Source organism: uncultured Rikenella sp. (assembly GCF_910577125.1).
Classification (GTDB): domain Bacteria; phylum Bacteroidota; class Bacteroidia; order Bacteroidales; family Rikenellaceae; genus Rikenella.
In genome coordinates this window covers 1-20,525 of record NZ_CAJTMN010000034.1, presented here as the reverse complement: position 1 = coordinate 20,525, position 20,525 = coordinate 1, and the positions used below count along the sequence as shown (strand labels likewise).

Sequence of the window (20,525 nt, the reverse complement as noted above, 5' to 3'; positions counted from 1 at the left end):
AGCGTAGCTAACTAAAAGTCTTTTGGGTACCTTTTCTTCAGAAAAGGTACGGTTCTCTGCGGGTAGACACGAATAAACGAACAGTTAAATATGCAGGAGGCGTTTGGCGACTTTGTCGTGGAGCAAGTGTTCCAGATCGTCGAGACGCGTGTGGTCGATGATTTCGCGGATGAAGCCCTCGATTTGGAGCCGTTTTGCCGCTTCGAGCGCGATACCCCGCTGGCGCATGTAATAGATCGCCTCCGGATCGAGCCGGCCGACCGTCGCGCCGTGGTTGCATTTCACGTCGTCGGCATAGATTTCCAGCTGGGGTCGGGTGCCGATTCGGGCCCGGTCGCTCAGGACGATGTTGTGGTTCTCCTGCAAAGCGACCGTCTGCTGGGCGTCCGGCGCGACGTAGATATGACCCGTAAAAGCCCCCCGCGAATCGTCTTCGGCCACCCCTTTGAAGAGCTGGTTGCTGCGGCAGTGCGCCGAGGCGTGGTGCATCCGGATGTAGTTGTCGGCCAGCTGATTCCCCGCCGTCAGGTAAGCCCCTTCGAGCTCGCAGGAGGCGCCCGTCTCGGAGAGGGTCACGAACTGGTTGCGCCGCAGGAGGCGGTTGTCCAGATCGATGGTGGTGGCTTTGATGCCGGCGTCCCGTTCGATCGAGGTCAGCACGGTGGCGAAATAGGTGGCCCGGGTTTCAGCCACTTCGAACAGCTCGACCGAAGCTCCCGCCTCCGCTTCGAGCAGCAGGGCGCTGTCGATCAGCGCGTCGGCCGATTCGCACGCATGGTGATAGATAACCACCCGCACGCGGCTGTTGCGTCCGGCCCGGATCCGGTGGCGCTGTACGTATTTTTGCCCGCCTCCCTGGGCCGGAGAGGGGTAGCGCAGGTGGATATACAGAATGCCGTTGGTCTCGCATCCGGCGGGGATGTCGATCTGTACCCCCTGCACTTGTCGCATGTCGGTGCCGAGGTTGTCGAGCAGCAGGGGGTCGATGGCCAGCCCCGGATGGGGCGACCGTTCGGCTGCCTCCCGCAATGTCGACGCGGGGAGCGGCTCGATCCGGCACAGGGCGGTGTCGGCTTCGATCGAGATGTCGGCCCGGGCCGCAGACAAATCCCTCCCCAAAGTGCCCGTCGCGGAATCGAAAAATTCGCCCAGCGGGGTGTATTTGTAACGTTCTTTCAGTATCCTCTCCATAGGGCTCCTATTCCTCTTTGTCGCCGTATTCGCGGATGACCCAGTCGTAGCCGCGTTCTTCGAGCTCCCGGGCCAACTCTTTGCCGGCCGAGTAGATGATTTTTCCGTGGTAGAGCACGTGTACGTAATCCGGCACGATATAATCCAAAAGCCGCTGATAGTGAGTGATAACGATCGTGGCGTTGTCGGGCCGTTTGAGCTTGGCCACGCCGGTGGCCACCACGCGCAGGGCGTCGATGTCGAGACCGCTGTCGGTCTCGTCCAGCACGGCGAGCTTCGGTTCGAGCATGGCCATCTGGAAGATCTCGTTCCGCTTCTTTTCGCCGCCCGAGAAGCCGACGTTCACGGCGCGGTTCATCAGTTTGTCGCCGAGTTCGACGATTTCGCTCTTCTCGCGCATCAGGCGCAGGAAGTCTCCGGAGCCGATCGGCTCTTCGCCGCGGGCGGCGCGCTGCTGGTTGATGGCGAGCCGCAGGAAGGAGGCCATCGAAACGCCGGGAATCTCGACGGGGTACTGGAACCCGAGGAACAGCCCCAGCGCGGCGCGTTCTTCGATGCTCATCTCCAGCAGATTCTGGCCGAGAAAAGTGACGCTGCCGCCGGTCACGGCGAACCGCTCGTTGCCGGCCAGCACGGAGCCGAGGGTCGATTTCCCGGCTCCGTTGGGCCCCATGATGGCGTGTACCTCTCCGGCACCTACGGTCAGGTCGATGCCGCGCAGAATCTCTTTGCCTTCGTCGGCGACGGTGGCGTGCAGATTCCTGATCTCTAATATATTCTGGCTCATATGGCGTGTCTGGTGTTTATGCTGTGTAAGACGATGGGTTAGCCTACGCTCCCTTCCAAAGACAAGGCGAGGAGTTTTTGCGCTTCGACGGCGAATTCCATGGGCAGCTGGTTGAGCACTTCGCGGGCGTAGCCATTGACGATCAGGCCCACGGCCTCTTCGGTCGAAATCCCGCGCTGGTTGCAGTAGAAGAGCTGTTCTTCGCTGATCTTGGAGGTGGTGGCTTCGTGTTCGAGGGTGGCGGTGTCGTTGCCGCACTCGATATAGGGGAAGGTGTGTGCCCCGCACTTGTCTCCGATGAGCAAGGAGTCGCACTGTGAGTAGTTGCGACAGCCGGTCGCGGTCTTGGCCACGCGCACGAGGCCACGGTAGGAGTTCTGCGAAAAGCCTGCCGAAATCCCTTTGCTGACAATCCGGCTCCTGCTGTTCCGTCCGAGGTGGATCATCTTGGTCCCGGTATCTGCCTGCTGGTGGTTCCCTGTCAGGGCGACGGAGTAGAATTCCCCGACACTGTTATCCCCCGCCAAAATGCAGGAGGGGTATTTCCAGGTAATAGCTGAACCGGTCTCGACCTGTGTCCAGCTGAGTTTGGCATTCTCTCCGCGGCAAATCCCGCGTTTGGTCACGAAGTTGAAGACGCCGCCCCGTCCCTCCTTATCCCCCGGGTACCAGTTCTGGACGGTGGAGTATTTCACTTCGGCGTCCCGTTCGACGATGATCTCCACGATCGCCGCATGGAGCTGGTTCTCATCCCGGATCGGTGCGGTGCACCCCTCCAAATAGCTGACATAGGCGTTCTCATCTGCCACGATCAGTGTCCGTTCGAACTGCCCGGTGCCGGCGGCGTTGATCCGGAAGTAGGTCGAAAGCTCCATCGGACACCGTACTCCCTTCGGGATGTAGCAGAAGGAGCCGTCGGAGAACACGGCGGAGTTCAGGGCGGCGAAAAAGTTGTCGGTATAGGGCACGACGGTGCCTAAGTATTTCTGTACGAGTTCGGGATGGTTCCGCACGGCTTCGGAAAAGGAGCAGAAGATGATCCCTTTTTCGGCCAAGGTCTCCTGGAAGGTGGTCTTCACCGACACGGAGTCGATGACGGCATCCACGGCGACCCCTGCCAAGGCTTTCTGCTCGTCGAGGGGGATGCCGAGTTTCTCGAAGGTGGCGCGCAGCTCGGGATCGACTTCGTCCATGCTGCTCTTGAGCTTCTTCTCTTTCTTGGGGGCGGCGTAGTAGATGATCTCCTGATAGTCGATGGGCGGGATCTCCAGATGGGCCCAGTCGGGCATGGTCATGGTCTGCCACTTCCGGAATGCGCGGAGCCGGAAGTCGAGCAGCCATTCGGGCTCTTCTTTCAGGGCGGAGATGCGCCGGATGGTGGCTTCGTCGAGCCCTTTGCCGATGGTCTCGGTGGCGAGGTCGGTGGTGAAGCCGTATTTATAGTCGCCTTGGGCGGCGTTTTTGATAATCTCTCTTTCTTCCATGTCTTTCGGGAGGCGAGGGGAGAAGCACTCGCTTTAGGGGCTCTCCTCTGCAAACAAAATACCGTTTTTCGGTGGAATACGGCAAAGATACGAAAAAAGACGGGGATAGCGGTGCGTGGGTGGGGCTGATGTGGAGGTGCGGGTATGGCTGGTTCCGGGGGCGATCTTTTGTCGGAGTAGTTTTTCGGGTAGAGGCTGCCAGCTTTCGAGTGTCTCTCGGCTCTGTTTATTCCGAGAGGCAACGCAACTGAAGACCGTGGCCCCGGAAGCTCGCGTTGCTGGGATTGAGGGTCGCCACGGAGAAAATCAAGTACATGCCACGGTAGTGGTCGCCCGAATTGTCGGACGAGGACGACCAGCTATAGCCGTAGGTGCCGACGCCGCCCGGCTCGCCCGAGGTGTAGTAGCGGAAGCCCGGGGCGGGGTGTGTCTTCCGTTTATTCCGAGAGGCAACGCAACGGAAAACCGTAGCCACGATAGTATGCAAAGACTGGATCGAGTCTCGGTACGTCGAACAGCAGGTATACGCTGCGGTAGTGGTTTCCCGCATTGTTGGATGTGTACGACCAGACTGAACCTTCGTAGCCGACACTCACCGGATCGCCCGAGTAGGTGGTGCGGCAGCCCGGGGCGGGGTTTATGGGGGCCTCGCAGGTTCCGGCCCGTGCGGTTCTTCGAACCGCAAGAATTCCACCTCACCCACGGCCAACAGTTCCGCCCCATCTTCAGCCCATTCGGCCTGTCGCCCATCCCTCCGAAGCCGCTACGCGGCTTGGGCGACAAGGCCGGCGGTTTTGCGAACCGCAAAAGTTTGGCCAAGCCATCTGTCGGGTTCGGGCTGCGCGCTCCGGGGGTGGGCCGAAGGCCCAGCGCGCAAGCCCGGCGATTCCTCGCGGAATCGCGCTATTCATTCTCAAAATACATTTCGTAACGCCCGTAGCAGTCCGGCGCCAACGGAGGGGGCACGAGCTCCGTCGAGTTGCAGCCCTCCGCCTGCCGGGGCGTCGGACTGCGCGACCCTGCGGGTCGCACCAGTTCAGTCCAAAGCACCGCTCTGTGTCCGCCTTACTGCGGCTCCGCTGCGGCCGCGCGCTGGCGGAAATCTTATTCAAACGCGCACCACGCGTTTGAATGATTTCCTTCTCCAGCAGTCGCGCGCGGGGCTGACTTTCTCGCAGCCGTCGCCCGCTGGGATTTCATCTCGATTTTGCTCACCGCAAAACGAGTGAAATTCCTCTTTAAGCGGGGCGAGCGACGGTCGAGCTTCGAGCCGGACGGAACTGCCCTTCGCGGGCGGCGTCCGGGTGACCCCGGCGGGACAGAGCGATGCTTGCGCATCGCTAAGGTCGCCTCTACCCCAACAGGACGGAATTGTCCTCGGGCCGCGCGGGCCCCACTTGGTAAAGCGAAGAGAACCCTAACAAAACACCCTGTGGGTGCGTGGACGGGCGAAACTTACGTTTCGCTGCGGCAGCCTCTATCCCAATTCTTTATTCGCGCGCCTGGGCGATTCATTCTATTTCGGCTTGTCGCCGAAACAGTTGGATCGCCTTATTAAGGCGGCGGCGCGCGGGCTTGTTAATGCGTTTTTGAGTCGCCCGCTGGGATTTCATCTCGATTTTGCTCGTCGCAAAACGAGCGAAATCCCTCTTTTGGCGGGCGGGCGACTGTCGAGCTTTGAGCCGGACGGAACTGCCGCTTTTTGAAAAAAGCGGCACCAAAAACTTTTAATTAGCTACGCTACGCCTCAGACTCCGCAGTCTTCGCGTTTTGGCTGTGGGTTGGCGAAATCTTATCACCCAAATTAGGTACACAAAAAGCCCGCCGGCATCTTCGAAAAGATGCCGGCGGGCGATAGAAATACCGAATGCGGCTTACTGTTGTGCCGATTCGGCTTGCTCTTCCATCGACCGGTAGAGGTCGGTATAGTGCTGGAACTTGGCTTCGACTTCTTCGCCGCTGGCCAGTTTCTGGTAGTACAAACCTTTGAGCATCTCGACGATGCCGATCTCCTGGGGATTCAGTTCGTGGGCTTTTTCCAGATATTCGATCGCGACGTTGTAGTAACCGATCGCTTCTTTGGCCAGAGCGTCGTATCCTTTCACGTCGTTGATGTCGAGTTTCCGGGCTTGTTCGATCAGGGCGTCGCCTTTGCGGGCTTCCATGATCCCGGCATTCATGTACGGTGCATAAGCGTCCGGTGCCACTTTGGTGGCTGCGACGAATGCGGCTTCAGCCTTGTCGGCGTTGCCCATCTTTTCCCACAGGGTGCCTTCGAGCATGTAGAGCGAAACGTTCGACGGGTCGAGCTCTTTCGCTTTGTCGAGCAGGCCGACCACGGTGTCGGGGCTGCGCTGGGTGTCGATGTAGAGGTTGATGAGCTGGGTCACCATCCGGTTGTCGGAGGGGTATTTCGTGAGGGCGTTTTCGAGCGTGGCGATGGCGTCCTCTTTCTTGCCTTGTTTTTCCTGCATGTAGGCGATGTAGAAGTCTACGCCGCCTTCCTGGTCGTAGCCGATTCCGCGGGCTTTGTTCAGGTATTCGAGGGCTTTGTCGTAGTCTTCGCCTTCGCTGTAGGCCACGCCGGTGTAGTAGATCATCAGCGAGTCGGTGTTGCCGAGCATCTGGTTGATTTCAACGACTTTGGCGAACTTTTCGGCTGCCTGGATCTTCTGACCGAGGTTGTAGTTGTTCATCCCGTTGGTGTTGAACTGGTTCAGGAGGTCGTCGCCGATCAGGTATCCTTTGCCGGTCGCCACGGTGGGGTCGAGTTCGCAGGCTTTCTTGAAGGCTTCCAATGCCTTGTCCAAGGCGCCGGCCCGGAATTCGTTCTTGGTCTGCCAGAAGACGACCTGGCCGTTCTGATTGACGTAGATGTCGAAGTTGTCGAAAACGTATTTCTTATGGGGCTGGTCCATGACGGTCACTTCGACGATTTCGTTCGGCTGGTCACCGACCAAGGCCAGGGTCTGTTCGATGGGAAAATCGGCGACCAAGGTTTTGGTGTAGACTTTCGAGGCGGCGATCAGGGCGCTGGTGTGGTCGAGCCACGTATTGGCCGATGCGGATTTTTTCGGATCGGCGATGGCTTCGTCGCTCTTCTGGAGTCGCTTGGCGAGGTTGTCCAGCTCTTTGGTCTGCGAGCTGGCAGCCAGGGTGGTGGCTGCGGCGGCGAGGATCAAAAGAATCTTTTTCATGGTTCGTATCGTATGAGTATGTGTTAGTTATTCGGTCGCTTCGGTCGTAGTGCCGGCGGAGTCGCTCGTTTCGGTTTCGACTGCCGCTTCGTCGTCTTCGCTCTTGGGCACGGCGATCACGGAGGCGATGGAGTCGTTGTTCCGCAGGTTGATCACCTTAACCCCCTGTGCCGCGCGTCCGGTGACGCGGATGTCGGCTACTGGAATCCGGATCGTGAGCCCCGACCGGTTGATGATCATCAGGTCGTTTTCGTCGCTCACGGCCTGAATGGAGATCAGCTTACCTGTCTTTTCCGTGATCTGGATGGTCTTGACGCCTTTCCCCGACCGGCCGGTGATGCGGTAGTCGTCGATGCCTGTCCGTTTCCCGTATCCGTTTTCCGAGACGACCAGAATTTCCGGTTTCTGATCGGGTTCGACGGTCAGCATGCCGATCACTTCATCCCCGTCGTCGAGATTGATCCCCCGCACGCCTGCACCGGTCCGTCCGATGGCCCGGACGTTCTCTTCTTCGAAGCGAATCGCTTTCCCGCCTTTGGCGGCAATCACCACTTGGGCTTTCCCCGAGGTGAGGGCGGCGTCGATCAGCTGGTCGCCTTCTTTAATCGTGATGGCGTTCACGCCGTTCAGCCGTGGCCGGGAGTAGGCTTCGAGCAAGGTCTTCTTGATGATCCCTTCGCGGGTACACATCACGATGTAGTTGCTGTTGACGTATTCCGGGTCGTTCAGCCGCCGCACGTTGATATAGGCCCGCACTTTGTCATCCGGCTCGATCTGGATGACGTTCTGGATGGCGCGTCCTTTGGAAGAACGGGAGCCTTCCGGTATTTCGTACACTTTGAGCCAGTAACATCTCCCCTTTTCGGTGAAGAAAAGCATGGTGTTGTGCATCGTAGTGACGTACAGATGCTCGATGAAGTCCTCATCCCGCGTTGCAGACCCTTTGGAGCCCACCCCTCCCCTGGATTGCGTCCGGTATTCGGCCAGCGGGGTGCGTTTGATATACCCCAGGTGCGAGATGGTGATCACCACATCTTCGTCGGCGTAGAAGTCTTCGGGATTGAACTCTTCTGCGGTCAGGACGATTTCGCTCCGCCGTTTGTCGCCGTACCGCTCTTTCATCTCGTTGAGCTCCTCTTTGATGAGCTGCATCTGCATGGATTCGCTGCCGAGGAGTTCGTTGTAGTGGGCGATCATTTTACGCAGTTCGTCGTATTCCTGCTGGAGTTTCTCGTGTTCGAGTCCGGTCAGTGCCCGCAGACGCATGTCGACGATGGCTTGTGCCTGAGGGTCGCTGAACTGGAAGCGGGCGATGAGGTTGGCTTTCGCTTCGTCTGCATTCTTGGCGGCCCGGATGATCCGGATGACTTCGTCGATGTTGTCCTGCGCGATCAAGAGACCCTCCAAAATGTGTGCCCGCTCTTCCGCTTTCCGCAGGTCGTACTTGGTTCGCCGCACGACCACGTCGTGCCGGTGACGGACGAAGTATTTGATCAGCTCCTTGAGGTTCAGCGATCTCGGCCGTCCGTCCACCAGCGCGATGTTGTTCACCGAGAAGGTGGATTGCAGCTGGGTGTATTTGAACAGGGTGTTGAGCACCACGCTGGCCACGGCGTCGTGTTTCAGGATGATGACGATCCGCATCCCGTTCCGGTCGCTTTCGTCGTTGATGTACGAAATCCCGTCGATTTTTTTGTCGTTGATCATGCCGGCGATCTTCTGGATCATCTCGGCTTTATTGACCTGATACGGAATTTCGGTCACGACGATGCATTCCCGCCCGCTTGCGGTGTGTTCGATGTCGGTCTTGGAACGGATCACGATGCGGCCCCGTCCCGTCTCGTAAGCTTCCCGCACGCCTTCGTAGCCGTAGATGATCCCGCCGGTCGGAAAGTCCGGTGCCTTGATCTTTTCGATGAGTTCCGAAATCTCGATGTCGGGGTTGTCGATATAGGCGTCGATCGCATCGATGGTGTCGCTCAGGTTATGCGGCGGCATATTCGTGGCCATCCCTACTGCAATCCCGGAACTCCCGTTCACCAACAACAAGGGTATTTTCGTGGGAAGTACGGTCGGCTCGTAGATGGTGTCGTCGAAGTTGAGGGTGAAGTCGACGGTCTCTTTGTCGATGTCGGCCATCACTTCGTCGGTGATTTTCTTCATCCGGGCTTCGGTGTACCGCATCGCCGCCGGGCTGTCCCCGTCGATCGATCCGAAGTTCCCCTGGCCGTCCACCAGCGGATACCGCAATGACCAGTCTTGTGCCATCCGCACCATGGCGTCATAGACCGAGGAGTCGCCGTGGGGGTGGAATTTCCCCAAAACCTCCCCGACGATTCTGGCGGATTTCTTGTAGGGCTTGTCCGAGTACAGCGACAGTTCGTTGCTCATCCCGTAGAGCACCCGGCGGTGCACTGGTTTGAGGCCGTCGCGCACGTCGGGCAGGGCTCGCGACACGATCACCGACATCGAATAGTCGATGTAGGCGGTCTTCATCTCCTCCTCGATATTGATCTTGATGATTTTCTCTTGCTGTTCCTGTTCTTGCATGGTTTGATGATCTAAGTCTCACTTGGCTTTTCAAACGGCTAAGATAGCAATTTTTTTTCGCATGACCAAGGGTGTCGGAGGCTTTGTCGCAGGAGGGCGGACGGTGTTTTTTTGTGTCTGTTTGGGGACAGCGGCGGCTTGTTTGGTTTGGGCCGACCCAGTCATCTGCCCACCGCGGGCACGCGGGGCCCGGCCGGCCTGAGGCCAGTCGAAGCTCGCCGCGCGCCGCTGTCTAAAGAGGCGATTCAACTGTTTCGGCGATGAGCCGAAACAGAATGAACGCCCAGGCGCGCGGAAAAACCGTGGCGGAGCGATAGCGGAGCCGCAGTGAGGCGGACACGGGGCGGGATTTAGCGGGTCGGAGCCTGCGTGGCCGAAACGAGCACCACGAAGTTGCGGCCCTTCTAATGGGGAGGCGTCCGGCCCGCGCGCCCCTGCGGGTCGCAGGGCTTGCAGTCTTGTTCTTATCGCGCGCCTTGGGAAATCCTGTCAAAACGCACAAGTGCATTTTGACGATTTCCCTCCTAAAGCGGGGCGCGCGGTGCCTTCGGGCACTCCGACAGGGCCGCCTCTACCCCAACCGGATAAAACTGGCCTCGGGCCGGCCGGGCCCCACTTAGTAAAGCGAAGAGAACCCTAACAAAACACCCTGTGGGTGCGTGGACGGGCGAAACTTACGTTTCGCTACGGCAGCCTCTACCCCGAATCTTTGTCCGCGCGCCTTGGGAAATCTTGTCAAAATGTGTCAGCACATTTTGACGATTTCCCTATTAAGGCGTGGCGCGGTGCCTTCGGGCACTCCGACAGGGCCGCCTCTACCCTAACAGGATAAAAACTGCCCTGCGCGGGTGGCGGCCGGGTGACCCCGGCGGGACGAGCGAAACTGCGTTTCGCTATGGCCACCTCTGTTCGCGCGCCTTACGCGATTCCTTCTATTTCGGCTTGCGCCAAAATAGTAGAATCGCTTCTTAAGGCGTCGGCGCGCGTTATGTCGCCCGCAGGGATTTCATCTCGATTTTGCTCTTCGCAAAACGAGTGAAATCCCTCTTTAAGCGGGGCGGGCGACTGGCGAGCTTTGCCCTGGCAGGAACCGTACCTTTTCTGAAGAAAAGGTACCCAAAAGACTTTTATGATAGCTACGCTACGCCTTAGGCTCCGCAAGACTCAGGCTCTGTCTGCGCGCCGGGGGCTTTCATAAAGGAGGTCGTTATTTGCGGTTGCAGGGGTAAAACCAAACAGGCGTTTTCTTGATTATCAAGAAAACGCCCGTAGAGGCAATCGATGAACTTCTGTGCATCCGGTCGTGAACTATCCGCCGAAGTTGTCGTACATGATATTCTCGGGCGGTACCCCCAAGGAGTCGAGCATCTTCACGACGGCCGAGATCATCATGGGCGGACCGCACATCAGGTACAGACACCCTTCCGGATCTTCGTGGTTCTTGAGGTAGTTCTCGTACAGCACGTTGTGCACGAATCCCGGGGTGTATTTCACGCCTGCGGCGTCCGCTTCCGGATCGGGCCGGTCGAGGGCCAGGTTGAACGAGAAGTTCGGGAAGTCACGTTCGATTTCGGAGAATTCCGGAATGTATGGGGCCTCTTTCAAAGCCCGGGCGCCGTACCAGAACGATACCGGACGCGAGGTCTTTTCCGTTTTGAAGAGGTGCATGATGTGGCTCCGCATCGGTGCCATTCCGGCGCCGCCGCCGATAAAGATCAGCTCCTGATCGGCCGGCAGGTTGTCGGGCAGGAAGAATTCTCCGTACGGCCCCGAGATGGTTACTTTGTCGCCCGGTTTGCGGCTGAAGATGTACGAGGAGCAGATACCCGGATTGACTTTCATAAACCCGCCTGTCGCTTTGTCGAACGGCGGGGTGGCGATCCGGATGTTCAGCATGATGATGTTCCCTTCGGCCGGGTGGTTGGCCATAGAGTAGGCCCGGAAGGTAGGCTCGGGATTCTTCGTCACCAGGTCCCACATCTTGAATTTGTCCCAGTCGGGGCGGAACTGTTCGTCGACGTCCATGTCCGAAAATTTGATCTCGTCGTATTTCGGGACGTCGATCTGGATGTAGCCTCCGCTCCGGAAGTTGAGCTGTTCGCCTTCGGGAAGTTTCACGACGAACTCTTTGAGGAAGGTCGAGATGTTCCGGTTGGAGACCACTTCGCATTCCCATTTCTTCACGCCGAGCACCGATTCGGGTACCCGAATCTTCAGGTTTTCCTTGACTTTCACCTGACAGCCGAGGCGCCAGTGTTCCTGTTGCTGTTTGCGGCTGAAGAAGTTGACTTCGGTGGGCAGAATCTCACCACCGCCTTCCAAAACCTGGCATTTGCACATGCCGCACGAGCCGCCGCCCCCGCATGCCGAAGGCAGGAAGATGTTCTGTTCCGCCAGGGTGGTCAGGAGCGATCCGCCGGTCTCTGCGGTGATCTCTTTGTCGCCGTTGATGGTGATGGTGACGCTTCCCGACGGGGTCAGCTTTTTCTTGGCGAACAGCAGGACTGCCACCAGAATCAGCGTGATCGCCGCGAAGGCGATGATAGCCGTGACGAGGGTCGGCGTCAGACTCACGACGGCTGCCGAAAGAATTGTGGATGATATCATCGTATCTGTCTGTAATGCGTTAGAGTTGGATGCCGAGGAAGATCATGAAGGCGATCCCCATCAACCCGGTAATGATAAACGTAATCCCGACTCCCTTGAGGGGTTTGGGGATGTTGGAATAGGTCAGTTTTTCGCGAATGGCGGCCATGCCGATAATGGCGAGCCACCAGCCGATCCCGGAACCGAATGCGAATGCGGTGGCTTCGCCGATATTGGCGTAGGCGCGTTCCTGCATGAAGAGCGAGCCCCCCATGATGGCGCAGTTCACGGCAATCAGCGGGAGGAAAATCCCGAGTGAGCTGTACAGTCCCGGTGCGAATTTTTCGACGATCATCTCCACGAGCTGCACGATCGAGGCAATGACTGCGATGAAGACGATGAAGCTCAGGAAGCTGAGGTCTACGTCGGCCATGGTCGGACTCACCCAGGTCAGGGCGCCCGGTTCGAGGACGAATTTATTGAGGAGGTAGTTGACCGGCACGGTCACGGTCATCACGAAGATGACGGCCAGCCCCAGCCCCATGGCGGTCTTTACGGTCTTCGACACGGCGATGTAGGAGCACATCCCGAAGAAGAAGGCGAAGACCATGTTGTCGACGAAGATCGACTTGACGAATATGTTCAGTATGTTTTCCATGTCTGGTTTCTAAGTGTGGATAGGAAATAACAGGCTTCACCGGTTTTATTTCTCCTGCAGGTCTTTGTTGCGGCTGCGGTGGATCCAGATGATGATGCCTACGGTGATCAACGCCATAGGCGGCAGAATCATCAGGCCGTTATTGGCGTAGCCGTGTTCGTAGCACCACTGGGGAATCACCTGATATCCCCACAAGGTTCCTGAGCCTAAGAGTTCGCGGAAGAAGGCGACGATAATCAAAATCAGACCGTAGCCCAAGCCGTTGCCGATCCCGTCGAGGAACGAGGGCCAGGGTTTGTTCCCCATGGCGAACGCTTCGAGGCGCCCCATGATGATACAGTTGGTGATAATCAGGCCCACGAAGACCGAAAGCTGCTTACTGATGTCATAAACAAAGGCTTTGAGCACCTGGTCGACGAGGATCACCAGGGCGGCGACCACGACGAGCTGGACGATGATCCGGATGCGCGACGGAATCCCTTTCCGCATCAGGGAGATGATCAGGTTCGAGAAGGCGGTCACGACGGTCACGGACAAGGCCATCACGAATGCGGGCTTCATCTTGGCCGTCACGGCCAGGGCGGAGCAAATCCCGAGGACTTGCACCAGAATCGGGTTGTTGCGGCCCAACGGCCCGAGCAGGGCGTTCATGTTTTTAGCCGAAAAGAGCGGCTCTTTTTCCTGGGTACTCATTATTTGGCTCCTCCTTTCGTAAGGGTATCGGTCGGGACGGTCGTCAAGCTGTCCGTCGCTAAAGTGTCGGTCGCGATGGTGTCGACCGCCGGTTCGGCTGCGGTCTGCACGCTGCGGAAGAAGGGTTCGTAGTCGCCCAGACAGGTGAAGAGCATGGCTTTCACGCCATTGGAGGTCAGGGTGCCGCCCGAGATGGCGTCCACGGCGTACGGATTTCCTGCCGACGAGCCTTTGCCTTTCAGGAGGTCGATGGAGACGAAGAGTCCTTCTTTGTTAAAGATTTGTTTGTCGATGAACTGGTTCTGGAAGGGTTTGGTGGCGATTTCCGCCCCGAGCCCCGGGGTTTCGCTCTTGTGGTCGAAGACGGCTCCTTCGATGGTGTTGCAGTCTGCGTTCAGGGCGATATAGCCCCAAACCGGCCCCCAGAGTCCTTTGCCGGTCACCGGAACGACGTACTCTTTCGCGTTTTCCGACGAGGTGGCGACGAATACCGGCATGGCGGTTCTGGCCGCAAACACGGCGGGCAGGTTGTTCAACGAGGCGAGCACCTCTTCGACGGGTGCTTCGCTCACGCGGCCGGTGGAGTCGACGAAGAAGGCGCCGGTAATGTATTTGGCGAATTCTCCGGCCACATAGCTGTTCTTGTCCGCCGCGGCGTCGGCTCCTTCGCCTGCGCCGATGGCGTTCAGAATGGCGCCCATCTTTTCGGTCTTGACGTTGGCCTGCTGCATGGGTTGCAGCTCGATGGCGGCAAAGGAGAGCACCGTGGCGACGATCACCACGAGGATGGTCGCGTAGGTGACGATATATGTGTTGCTTTGCTTGTTCATGGTTTCGGTAGTAGTGGTGTTACGCGTTGACTTTGGCCCGTTTCAGGCGGCGTTTGATGTTCCCCTGTACGACGTAGTAGTCGATCAGCGGCGCCATGGCGTTCATAAAGAGGATGGCGAGCATCATCCCTTCCGGATAGCCGGGGTTGAGCACGCGGGTCAGCACGCAGAGTACGCCGATCAGGAATCCGTAGATCCATTTCCCGCGGTCGGTCTGGGCTGCGGTCACCGGGTCGGTGGCCATAAATACCGTGCCGAACGCGAACCCGCCGATAATCAAATGATACCAAGCCGGAATGTCCATCATGACGTTGGCGCCGATGAGGTTGAATATCCCTCCCATCACTAATCCCCCTGCTACGCAGGAGACCATGATGCGCCACGAGCCGACTCCTGTCCAGATCAGAATAAACGCTCCGATCAGTATGGCCAGTGTCGAGGTCTCTCCGATCGAGCCGGGGATCAGGCCGTAGAACCAGTCGATCGGGGTAGTCCCCATGCTCCAGTCAATGGACTGAGCTCCATTGGACAGAGCTGCGGCAGCGTCGCTCAGCGGGGTAGCTCCGGAATATCCGTCGACCAGCTGCATCCCCGATGCGGATGCGTTTTTCAGCCCGGCGACCCACACTTCGTTCCCCGAAATGGCGGTCGGATAGGCGAAGAAGATAAATGCCCGCGCGAGCAAAGCCGGGTTGAAGATGTTCATCCCGGTGCCGCCGAACATCTCCTTGCCCACAACAACCGCGAATGCGGTCGCCACGGCCACGATCCACAGCGGACAGTCCACCGGCATAATCATCGGAATCAACAAACCGCTCACCAGGAAACCTTCATTGACCTCCTCATGCCGAATCTCGGCGAAGATAAATTCGATGCCAAGCCCCACCACATATGCCACCACGATAATCGGCAGCACTTTGAGGAAGCCGAACCAGAAGTTCGACCATACGGAGACGTCGGAAAGCGTCAGTCCTAAAGCCAGGTTATGCTGGTATCCGATGTTGAACATCCCGAACAGCAGGGCCGGGAGCAGGGCGACGATCACGACGGTCATGGTGCGTTTGAGGTCCATGGCGTCGCGGATGTGCGCTCCTTTCCGGGTGACGGTGTTCGGCACGTAGAGGAACGATTCGAAGGCCTCGAAGGTCGAGGCGAACCGACCGTATTTTCCGCCCGGTTCGAAGTTGGGCTTTATCTTGTTCAGATAGTGTCGTAATCCTTTCATACGGTGTGCGGCTTAGTTGAGTTCTTTGATCATCAGGTCGATCCCCCGGCTCAGGGTGGCCTGCCACTCGTTTTTCGAGGGGTCGATAAATTCGCACAGGGCGAGGTCTTCTTCCAGAACTTCGTAGATCCCGAGGTTCTCCATCTTGTCGATGTCGCCGGCCATGACTGCTTTGATGAGGTAGAGCGGGTAGATGTTCATCGGCAATACCTTGTCGTAAATCCCCGTCTGGACGAATGCCCGCGGCCCGCCGTTCAGGTTGGTGTCGAGGTTGTACCGTTTCTTGGGGAACATCCACGAGAAGTAGCTGTGCGAGGCGGAGAATTTGTTGATCCGGGGCATGGCCCACCCGAGGAATTCGTATTTGTTGCCTTCCGGAATGACGGTGACCTGGTTGTGGTAGAAGCCGAGGTAGCCTTCGATGTCATTCGGCTCGACTTTGATGCCGGTGAGCGGGTTGCCGCTGATGATGCGCACGCCGCGCTCTTCGCCGGCATCCTGAGGACGCAGGTTCCCGTCGGTGATCGAGGAGATCAGGGCGCCGCTGATGACTTTGAAGTATCTGGGTTTCACGACTTCCGATCCGGTCAGGGCCACGATCTTGGTCATGTCCACCGTTCCGGTCAGGAAGAGCCGCCCGATCATGGCCACGTGCTGCAGTTCGACTGTCCAGACGACGTCGCCTTTATTGATCGGATCGATGTGGGCGATCTGTACGCCGACGTTCCCCGCCGGGTGCGGCCCTTCGATGTGGTGAATCTCTGCCTGTTTGATCCGGCTGAGCACGCCTGCGGTGGTGTCCGTCCCTACGGTGAGGTGGACTTTGCCGTCGGTCAGTTTCTTGAGCACTTCGAGGCCGGCGATCAGGTGTTCGCCCTGATCCTGCACGAGGAAGTTGAGTTCCGGTGCGAGCGGTGCGGTGTCGAGCCCCGAGATGAAGATGGCTTTCGGGGTCGCTGCGGTGTCGGCGATCACGCCGAACGGACGCTGCACGAGCATGGGCCAGAAGCCTGCCCGCAGCAAGGTTTCTTTGATCCGTTCGCGGGTGAGGTCGGCGAGGGGGCAGGTGTCGAACTGTTCGCTCTGCCGTTCGCCGTCGGGCCGTACCACGATGCTGAGGATTTTACGTTTTTCGCCGCGGTTGACGGCGCTCACTTCGCCGCTGACGGGCGAGGTGAAGAGCACTTCGGGATGCTCTTTCGAGAAGAAGAGCGGACTCCCGGCCTTGACCTTGTCGCCGACTTTGACCAGCAGCTTGGGGGTCACGCCGCGGTAGTGGCTCGGCACTAACGCATAGCCGGGGGCGTCGCCCCCTTTCGTCAGCACGCGCTCGGCGGCGCCGACGAGGTTGATGTCGAGACCTTTGCGTAGTTTGATTACTTTCGACATATGGGTGATTGAATGATTGTTGTCCTTGAAAGATGTGCTATTTGCCGTACCGGTAGACGGTGCCGTCGGCGCCGGTCACGTCGAGCCGGGCCGGTGCCGAGGCATCGGCCAATGCTTCGACGCGTCCCACCACCTGTGCGTCGATGCCCAGTTCGCGGGCGATGCCTAAAATGGTCTCGGCCACCTCCGGCAGTACGTAAATCTCCATCCGGTGTCCCATGTTGAAGACTTTGTACATCTCTTCCCACGGTGTTCCCGACTGTTCCTGGATGGCGGCGAACAGAGGCGGCACGGGCAGCAGGTTGTCCTTTATAATATGGAGTCCGTTATTGGCAAAATGCAGAATCTTGGTCTGCGCCCCGCCCGTGCAGTGGATCATGCCGCAGATGTGCTTCCGTCCTATTTCGTTGAGAATGCGTGTGATGACCGGAGCATAGGTTCGGGTGGGCGACAGCACGAGGCGACCCATGTCCATATCCGCCGGCACGGTATATCCGTTGCGCTGATAAGCCGCCGGCACGGGATCGGTCAGCCCGAACGAGCCGGTGTATACCAGGTCTGCCGGTATCCCCCCGTCATAAGATTCCGGGTACCGCTCGGCCATCCGTTTGCCGAACACGTCGTGCCGCGCCGAGGTCAGGCCGTTGCTCCCCATCCCCCCGTTATAGCTCGTCTCGTACCTGGCTTGCCCGAACGAGGCGAGCCCTACGATCACGCACCCCGGCGCGATCCGGTCGTTGGTGATCACTTCGTCGCGCCGCATCCGCGCGGTCACGGTCGAGTCCACGATGATGGTTCGCACGAGGTCGCCCACGTCCGCCGTCTCGCCGCCCGTGGAGCGGATGTTCACGCCGTAGTCGCGCAAGGTCTGGAGAAACTCCTCGGTGCCGTTGATGATGGCGGAGATGACTTCGCCCGGAATCAGGCGTTTGTTCCGTCCGATGGTCGAGGAGAGGAGGATGTTGTCGGTGGCGCCGATGCAGAGCAGGTCGTCGGTGTTCATCACGACGGCGTCCTGTGCCACCCCTTTCCACACGCCGAGGTCGCCGGTCTCGCGCCAGTACATGTAGGCGAGCGAAGACTTGGTTCCCGCCCCGTCTGCATGCATGGCCAGACAGTGTTCCGCGCTGCCGGTGAAGTAGTCGGGCACGACTTTGCAGAATGCTTTGTCGAAGAGCCCTTTGTCGATGTTTCGGATCGCCTTGTGGACGTCTTCCTTACCGGACGAGACGCCGCGGCCTGCGTAACGGGAGTGGTCTGCCATCGCGAGTGTGCCGTGTTTTTTTGATGTCGGCAAAGTTATTCATTTTTTTTGGTTTTCGTGCCGTGTCGGGTGCTCTTTGTGGTGGGGCGAGGGGGAATTTTGGGTATCTTTGTTCGAGGAAACCGATGATTCACACATGATGACGAGTAAAAGGCAGGAGGCGGTGTTCGAGCTGGTGAGGAGTATGAGCAAGGCGGAAAAACGGAATTTCCGCCTGTATGCCCGGCGCAATGCGGGAAACGGGGGGGCGAAGTTCGTGACGTTGTTCGACGCGCTGGATGCGATGGAGGAGTACGACGAGGCTCGGGTGCTCAAAAAAACGGGGATCAGGAAGGAGCAGCTGCCCAATATGAAGGCTTATCTCTACCGCCAGATTCTGGTCAGCATCCGGCTGCTGAATGTCCAGCATGTGGAGGTGATGGAGATTCGCGAGACGATCGATTTCGCGCGGGTGTTGTACGACAAGAGTATGTTCCGGCAGGCGCTGACGATGCTGGACCGGGCCAAACGGCAGGCGCTCGATGCACAGAAGTTTACGCTCGCGCTGGAGATCGTGGAGTTCGAGAAGCGGATCGAGTCGATCTTCATGCAGCGCAGCACGACGAGCCGGGCGGAGGAGCTGAGCAACCAGGCGAGGATGCTGGCCGAACGGATCGCCAATATCAACCAGCTGTCGAACCTCTCGGTGCAGCTCTACGGGCTGAATCTTCAGCTGGGGTATGTCCGCAGCGAGAAGGACCGGAAGATGGTGACCGATTTTTTCCGCGAACGGCTGGAGGCGTTCGACGACCGGGGGATGAGCTTCCACGAGCGGCTCTACCTCTATCAGGCGCGGATGTGGTACCACTATATCCGGCACGATTTCGTGATGTGTTACCGTTATGCGCGGCGGTGGGTGGGGCTGTTCGACGAGCGGCCGGATCAGCGGGCGGTCTACTACGATCTCTATGTGCGGGCGGTGGCGCGGCTGCTGGATGTGTTGTTCATGACGCGGCGGCACGACCGGATGGCCGATGCGATCGCGAAGTTCGAACGGGAGCTGGCTCAGGTGGTGCCGATGACGGAGAATCTGACGATTCTGTCGAACCTCTGTCTGCTGCAGGCGAAAATCAATCTCCACTTTCTGGAGGGGAGCTTTGCCGAGGGGATCGAACTGGCGGAGCGGGTGGACGAGTTCGTGCGTGCGTACGGACGGTATGTGGACGAACATCACCTGATGCTGCTGGCCTACAAGGTGGCGTGTATGTATTTCGGGAACGGGGACTACAAACGCTGCATGAGCTACCTGCACCGCATCATCTCGATTCCGAATCCGCAGTTCCGGTGCGATTTGCAGGTCTTTGCGCGGATTCTCCACCTGATCGCGTCGTACGAGGCGGGGGAGGACTATTCGCTGGAGTACCAGATCCGGAATGTCTATGCTTTCGTGGTGAAGATGAACGACATGCACGCGGTGCAGCATGAGATTATCACGTTCCTCAAACGGATTCCGCACACGTATGCGTCGGATTTCAGGGGGGAGCTGGTGCGGCTCTACGAGCGGCTCAAACCGTTCGAGAATCACCCGTACGAGCGGCGTCCGTTCTTCTATCTGGACATCATTTCGTGGCTGGAGAGCAAAATCCGGAACATTCCGATCGCGGAGATCATTCGGAACAAATATCTGGGTAAAAGATCGGAGGTAGCCGGTTATTGGGGGTAGCTTTTGGGGGGTGGAGGCTGCGTTATTGGGGTAGCGGCTGCTATTTCGGAGTGCCCGTCGGCACCGTTTATTCCGAGAGGCAACGCAACGGAAGACCGTGGCCACGGTAGCGCACGTAACTGGGGTCAAGGTACTGTGTGCTGAAGCTCAAGAACACGCCGGCAGTCCCGCTGACCGTCGAAGACCAGATGTGCCCGCTGTTGCCGACGTAGCTCAGCGCGCCCGTATTGGTATCGCGGTAGCCCGGGGCGGGGCTCTTTCGTTTATTCCGAGAGGCAACGCAACTGAAAACCGTAGGCGCGGTAGTGCGCGCCGCTGGGATGGAGCCACCTCACGCCAAAATCCAAGTGCATGCCATTGGTACCGCTGACCGTCGACGACCAGCTATAGCCGAAGTTACCGACATATATGGCATTCCCGAATTGTCCATGATGTCCGGGATCGCGGAAGCCCGGGGCGGGGCGTTCCGTTTATTCCGAGAGGCAACGCAACTGATGACCGCTGGCTTGACCCGTCGTGTGACAGGAACTGAGACCTTGCGTACCGAAATACAAGTACATACCCAGATAGCGATCTTCCGAGTCATAAGACGTTGCCGACCAGATGCAAGCATTGTTGTTACTGCCGCCTGGCTTGCCTTCGCCGCTACCGCGGCAGCCCGGGGCGGGGTGTTGGTCTCTTTCGTTTATTCCGAGAGGCAACGCAACTGAAAACCGTAACCACGGCGACTCGGATAGCTGGATTCGGACCATGTTGTTCGAAAGTCCAAATCGAAACCGTTAATTTGATGGATGGTGGCTGACCAGCTGTATCCGCAATTACCGACGCCGTACAGTGCTCCCAATCGATTTTGTTCACCTGAGTCGTGGTAGCCCGGGGCGGGGTTTGTCGGGTCGGAACCAGCGAGGCCGAAAACGAGCTCCGTCGAGTTGCCGGCCTACGCCGGGGGTGGCGACGGCCCGCGCGGCT

17 protein-coding genes are annotated in these 20,525 nt (G+C 58.5%); 2 read left to right on the top strand and 15 right to left on the bottom strand.

Features of this window, described 5'->3' with window-relative positions; all coding sequences use genetic code 11:
- Positions 1 to 84 precede the first annotated feature (84 nt).
- The 5 genes from QZ292_RS05300 to QZ292_RS05280 all read right to left on the bottom strand — a co-directional run bounded on the left by QZ292_RS05300 (position 85) and on the right by QZ292_RS05280 (position 4,058).
- Positions 85 to 1,191 (bottom strand): SufD family Fe-S cluster assembly protein, encoded by a 1,107-nt coding sequence (locus QZ292_RS05300; protein ID WP_294598848.1) that lies wholly within the window; start codon positions 1,189 to 1,191, stop codon positions 85 to 87.
- A gap of 7 nt (positions 1,192 to 1,198) precedes the next feature.
- Positions 1,199 to 1,966, bottom strand: a complete 768-nt coding sequence (gene sufC / locus QZ292_RS05295) for a Fe-S cluster assembly ATPase SufC (protein WP_294598853.1) — start codon at positions 1,964 to 1,966, stop codon at positions 1,199 to 1,201.
- Positions 1,967 to 2,016: 50 nt separating this feature from the next.
- On the bottom strand, positions 2,017 to 3,462 hold the full coding sequence (sufB, locus tag QZ292_RS05290; RefSeq protein ID WP_294598845.1) for a Fe-S cluster assembly protein SufB: 1,446 nt from the start codon (positions 3,460 to 3,462) through the stop codon (positions 2,017 to 2,019).
- A gap of 226 nt (positions 3,463 to 3,688) precedes the next feature.
- Positions 3,689 to 3,937: a hypothetical protein gene (locus QZ292_RS05285; RefSeq protein WP_294598843.1), complete on the bottom strand. Its 249-nt coding sequence runs from the start codon at positions 3,935 to 3,937 to the stop codon at positions 3,689 to 3,691.
- The gene (locus QZ292_RS05280; RefSeq protein ID WP_294598840.1) at positions 3,900 to 4,058 is read right to left on the bottom strand and encodes a hypothetical protein; all 159 of its coding nucleotides are present in this window, start codon (positions 4,056 to 4,058) and stop codon (positions 3,900 to 3,902) included. The genes QZ292_RS05285 and QZ292_RS05280 overlap by 38 nt, the downstream gene beginning before the upstream one ends.
- An 840-nt stretch (positions 4,059 to 4,898) precedes the next feature.
- Here QZ292_RS05280 and QZ292_RS05275 point away from each other — a divergent pair.
- The gene (locus QZ292_RS05275) at positions 4,899 to 5,168 is read left to right on the top strand and encodes a hypothetical protein (protein ID WP_294598837.1); all 270 of its coding nucleotides are present in this window, start codon (positions 4,899 to 4,901) and stop codon (positions 5,166 to 5,168) included.
- A 168-nt stretch (positions 5,169 to 5,336) separates the two neighbouring features.
- On the opposite strand, the gene QZ292_RS05270 is transcribed toward QZ292_RS05275, so the two are convergent.
- The 9 genes from QZ292_RS05270 to QZ292_RS05230 form a co-directional block, all read right to left on the bottom strand.
- A complete protein-coding gene (locus QZ292_RS05270; RefSeq protein ID WP_294598836.1) occupies positions 5,337 to 6,659 on the bottom strand; it encodes a tetratricopeptide repeat protein in 1,323 nt (440 codons plus the stop codon).
- 27 nt (positions 6,660 to 6,686) lie between these two features.
- On the bottom strand, positions 6,687 to 9,209 hold the full coding sequence (gyrA, locus tag QZ292_RS05265; RefSeq protein ID WP_294598833.1) for a DNA gyrase subunit A: 2,523 nt from the start codon (positions 9,207 to 9,209) through the stop codon (positions 6,687 to 6,689).
- Between the two features lie 1,308 nt (positions 9,210 to 10,517).
- Positions 10,518 to 11,777 (bottom strand): NADH:ubiquinone reductase (Na(+)-transporting) subunit F, encoded by a 1,260-nt coding sequence (gene nqrF, locus QZ292_RS05260; RefSeq protein WP_294598851.1) that lies wholly within the window; start codon positions 11,775 to 11,777, stop codon positions 10,518 to 10,520.
- A 58-nt stretch (positions 11,778 to 11,835) separates the two neighbouring features.
- Entirely contained in the window at positions 11,836 to 12,453 is a 618-nt protein-coding gene (nqrE, locus tag QZ292_RS05255) for an NADH:ubiquinone reductase (Na(+)-transporting) subunit E (RefSeq protein ID WP_294598830.1), read from the bottom strand.
- Between the two features lie 45 nt (positions 12,454 to 12,498).
- Complete coding sequence (locus tag QZ292_RS05250; RefSeq protein WP_294593253.1) at positions 12,499 to 13,146, bottom strand: NADH:ubiquinone reductase (Na(+)-transporting) subunit D; 648 nt, start codon at positions 13,144 to 13,146, stop codon at positions 12,499 to 12,501.
- Complete coding sequence (gene nqrC, locus QZ292_RS05245; protein ID WP_294598826.1) at positions 13,146 to 13,976, bottom strand: NADH:ubiquinone reductase (Na(+)-transporting) subunit C; 831 nt, start codon at positions 13,974 to 13,976, stop codon at positions 13,146 to 13,148. The genes QZ292_RS05250 and nqrC overlap by 1 nt, the downstream gene beginning before the upstream one ends.
- A 19-nt stretch (positions 13,977 to 13,995) precedes the next feature.
- Positions 13,996 to 15,201, bottom strand: coding sequence for an NADH:ubiquinone reductase (Na(+)-transporting) subunit B (locus QZ292_RS05240; protein WP_294598823.1), 1,206 nt, complete (start codon positions 15,199 to 15,201; stop codon positions 13,996 to 13,998).
- A gap of 12 nt (positions 15,202 to 15,213) precedes the next feature.
- Entirely contained in the window at positions 15,214 to 16,590 is a 1,377-nt protein-coding gene (locus QZ292_RS05235) for a Na(+)-translocating NADH-quinone reductase subunit A (protein ID WP_294598820.1), read from the bottom strand.
- Positions 16,591 to 16,627: 37 nt separating this feature from the next.
- Positions 16,628 to 17,854, bottom strand: a complete 1,227-nt coding sequence (locus tag QZ292_RS05230) for an AIR synthase related protein (protein ID WP_294598818.1) — start codon at positions 17,852 to 17,854, stop codon at positions 16,628 to 16,630.
- A gap of 136 nt (positions 17,855 to 17,990) precedes the next feature.
- On the opposite strand from QZ292_RS05230, the gene QZ292_RS05225 reads away from it, so the two are divergent.
- On the top strand, positions 17,991 to 19,556 hold the full coding sequence (locus QZ292_RS05225) for a hypothetical protein (protein ID WP_294598815.1): 1,566 nt from the start codon (positions 17,991 to 17,993) through the stop codon (positions 19,554 to 19,556).
- A gap of 685 nt (positions 19,557 to 20,241) precedes the next feature.
- On the opposite strand, the gene QZ292_RS05220 is transcribed toward QZ292_RS05225, so the two are convergent.
- On the bottom strand, positions 20,242 to 20,400 hold the full coding sequence (locus QZ292_RS05220) for a hypothetical protein (RefSeq protein WP_294598812.1): 159 nt from the start codon (positions 20,398 to 20,400) through the stop codon (positions 20,242 to 20,244).
- Between the last annotated feature and the right edge of the window lie 125 nt (positions 20,401 to 20,525).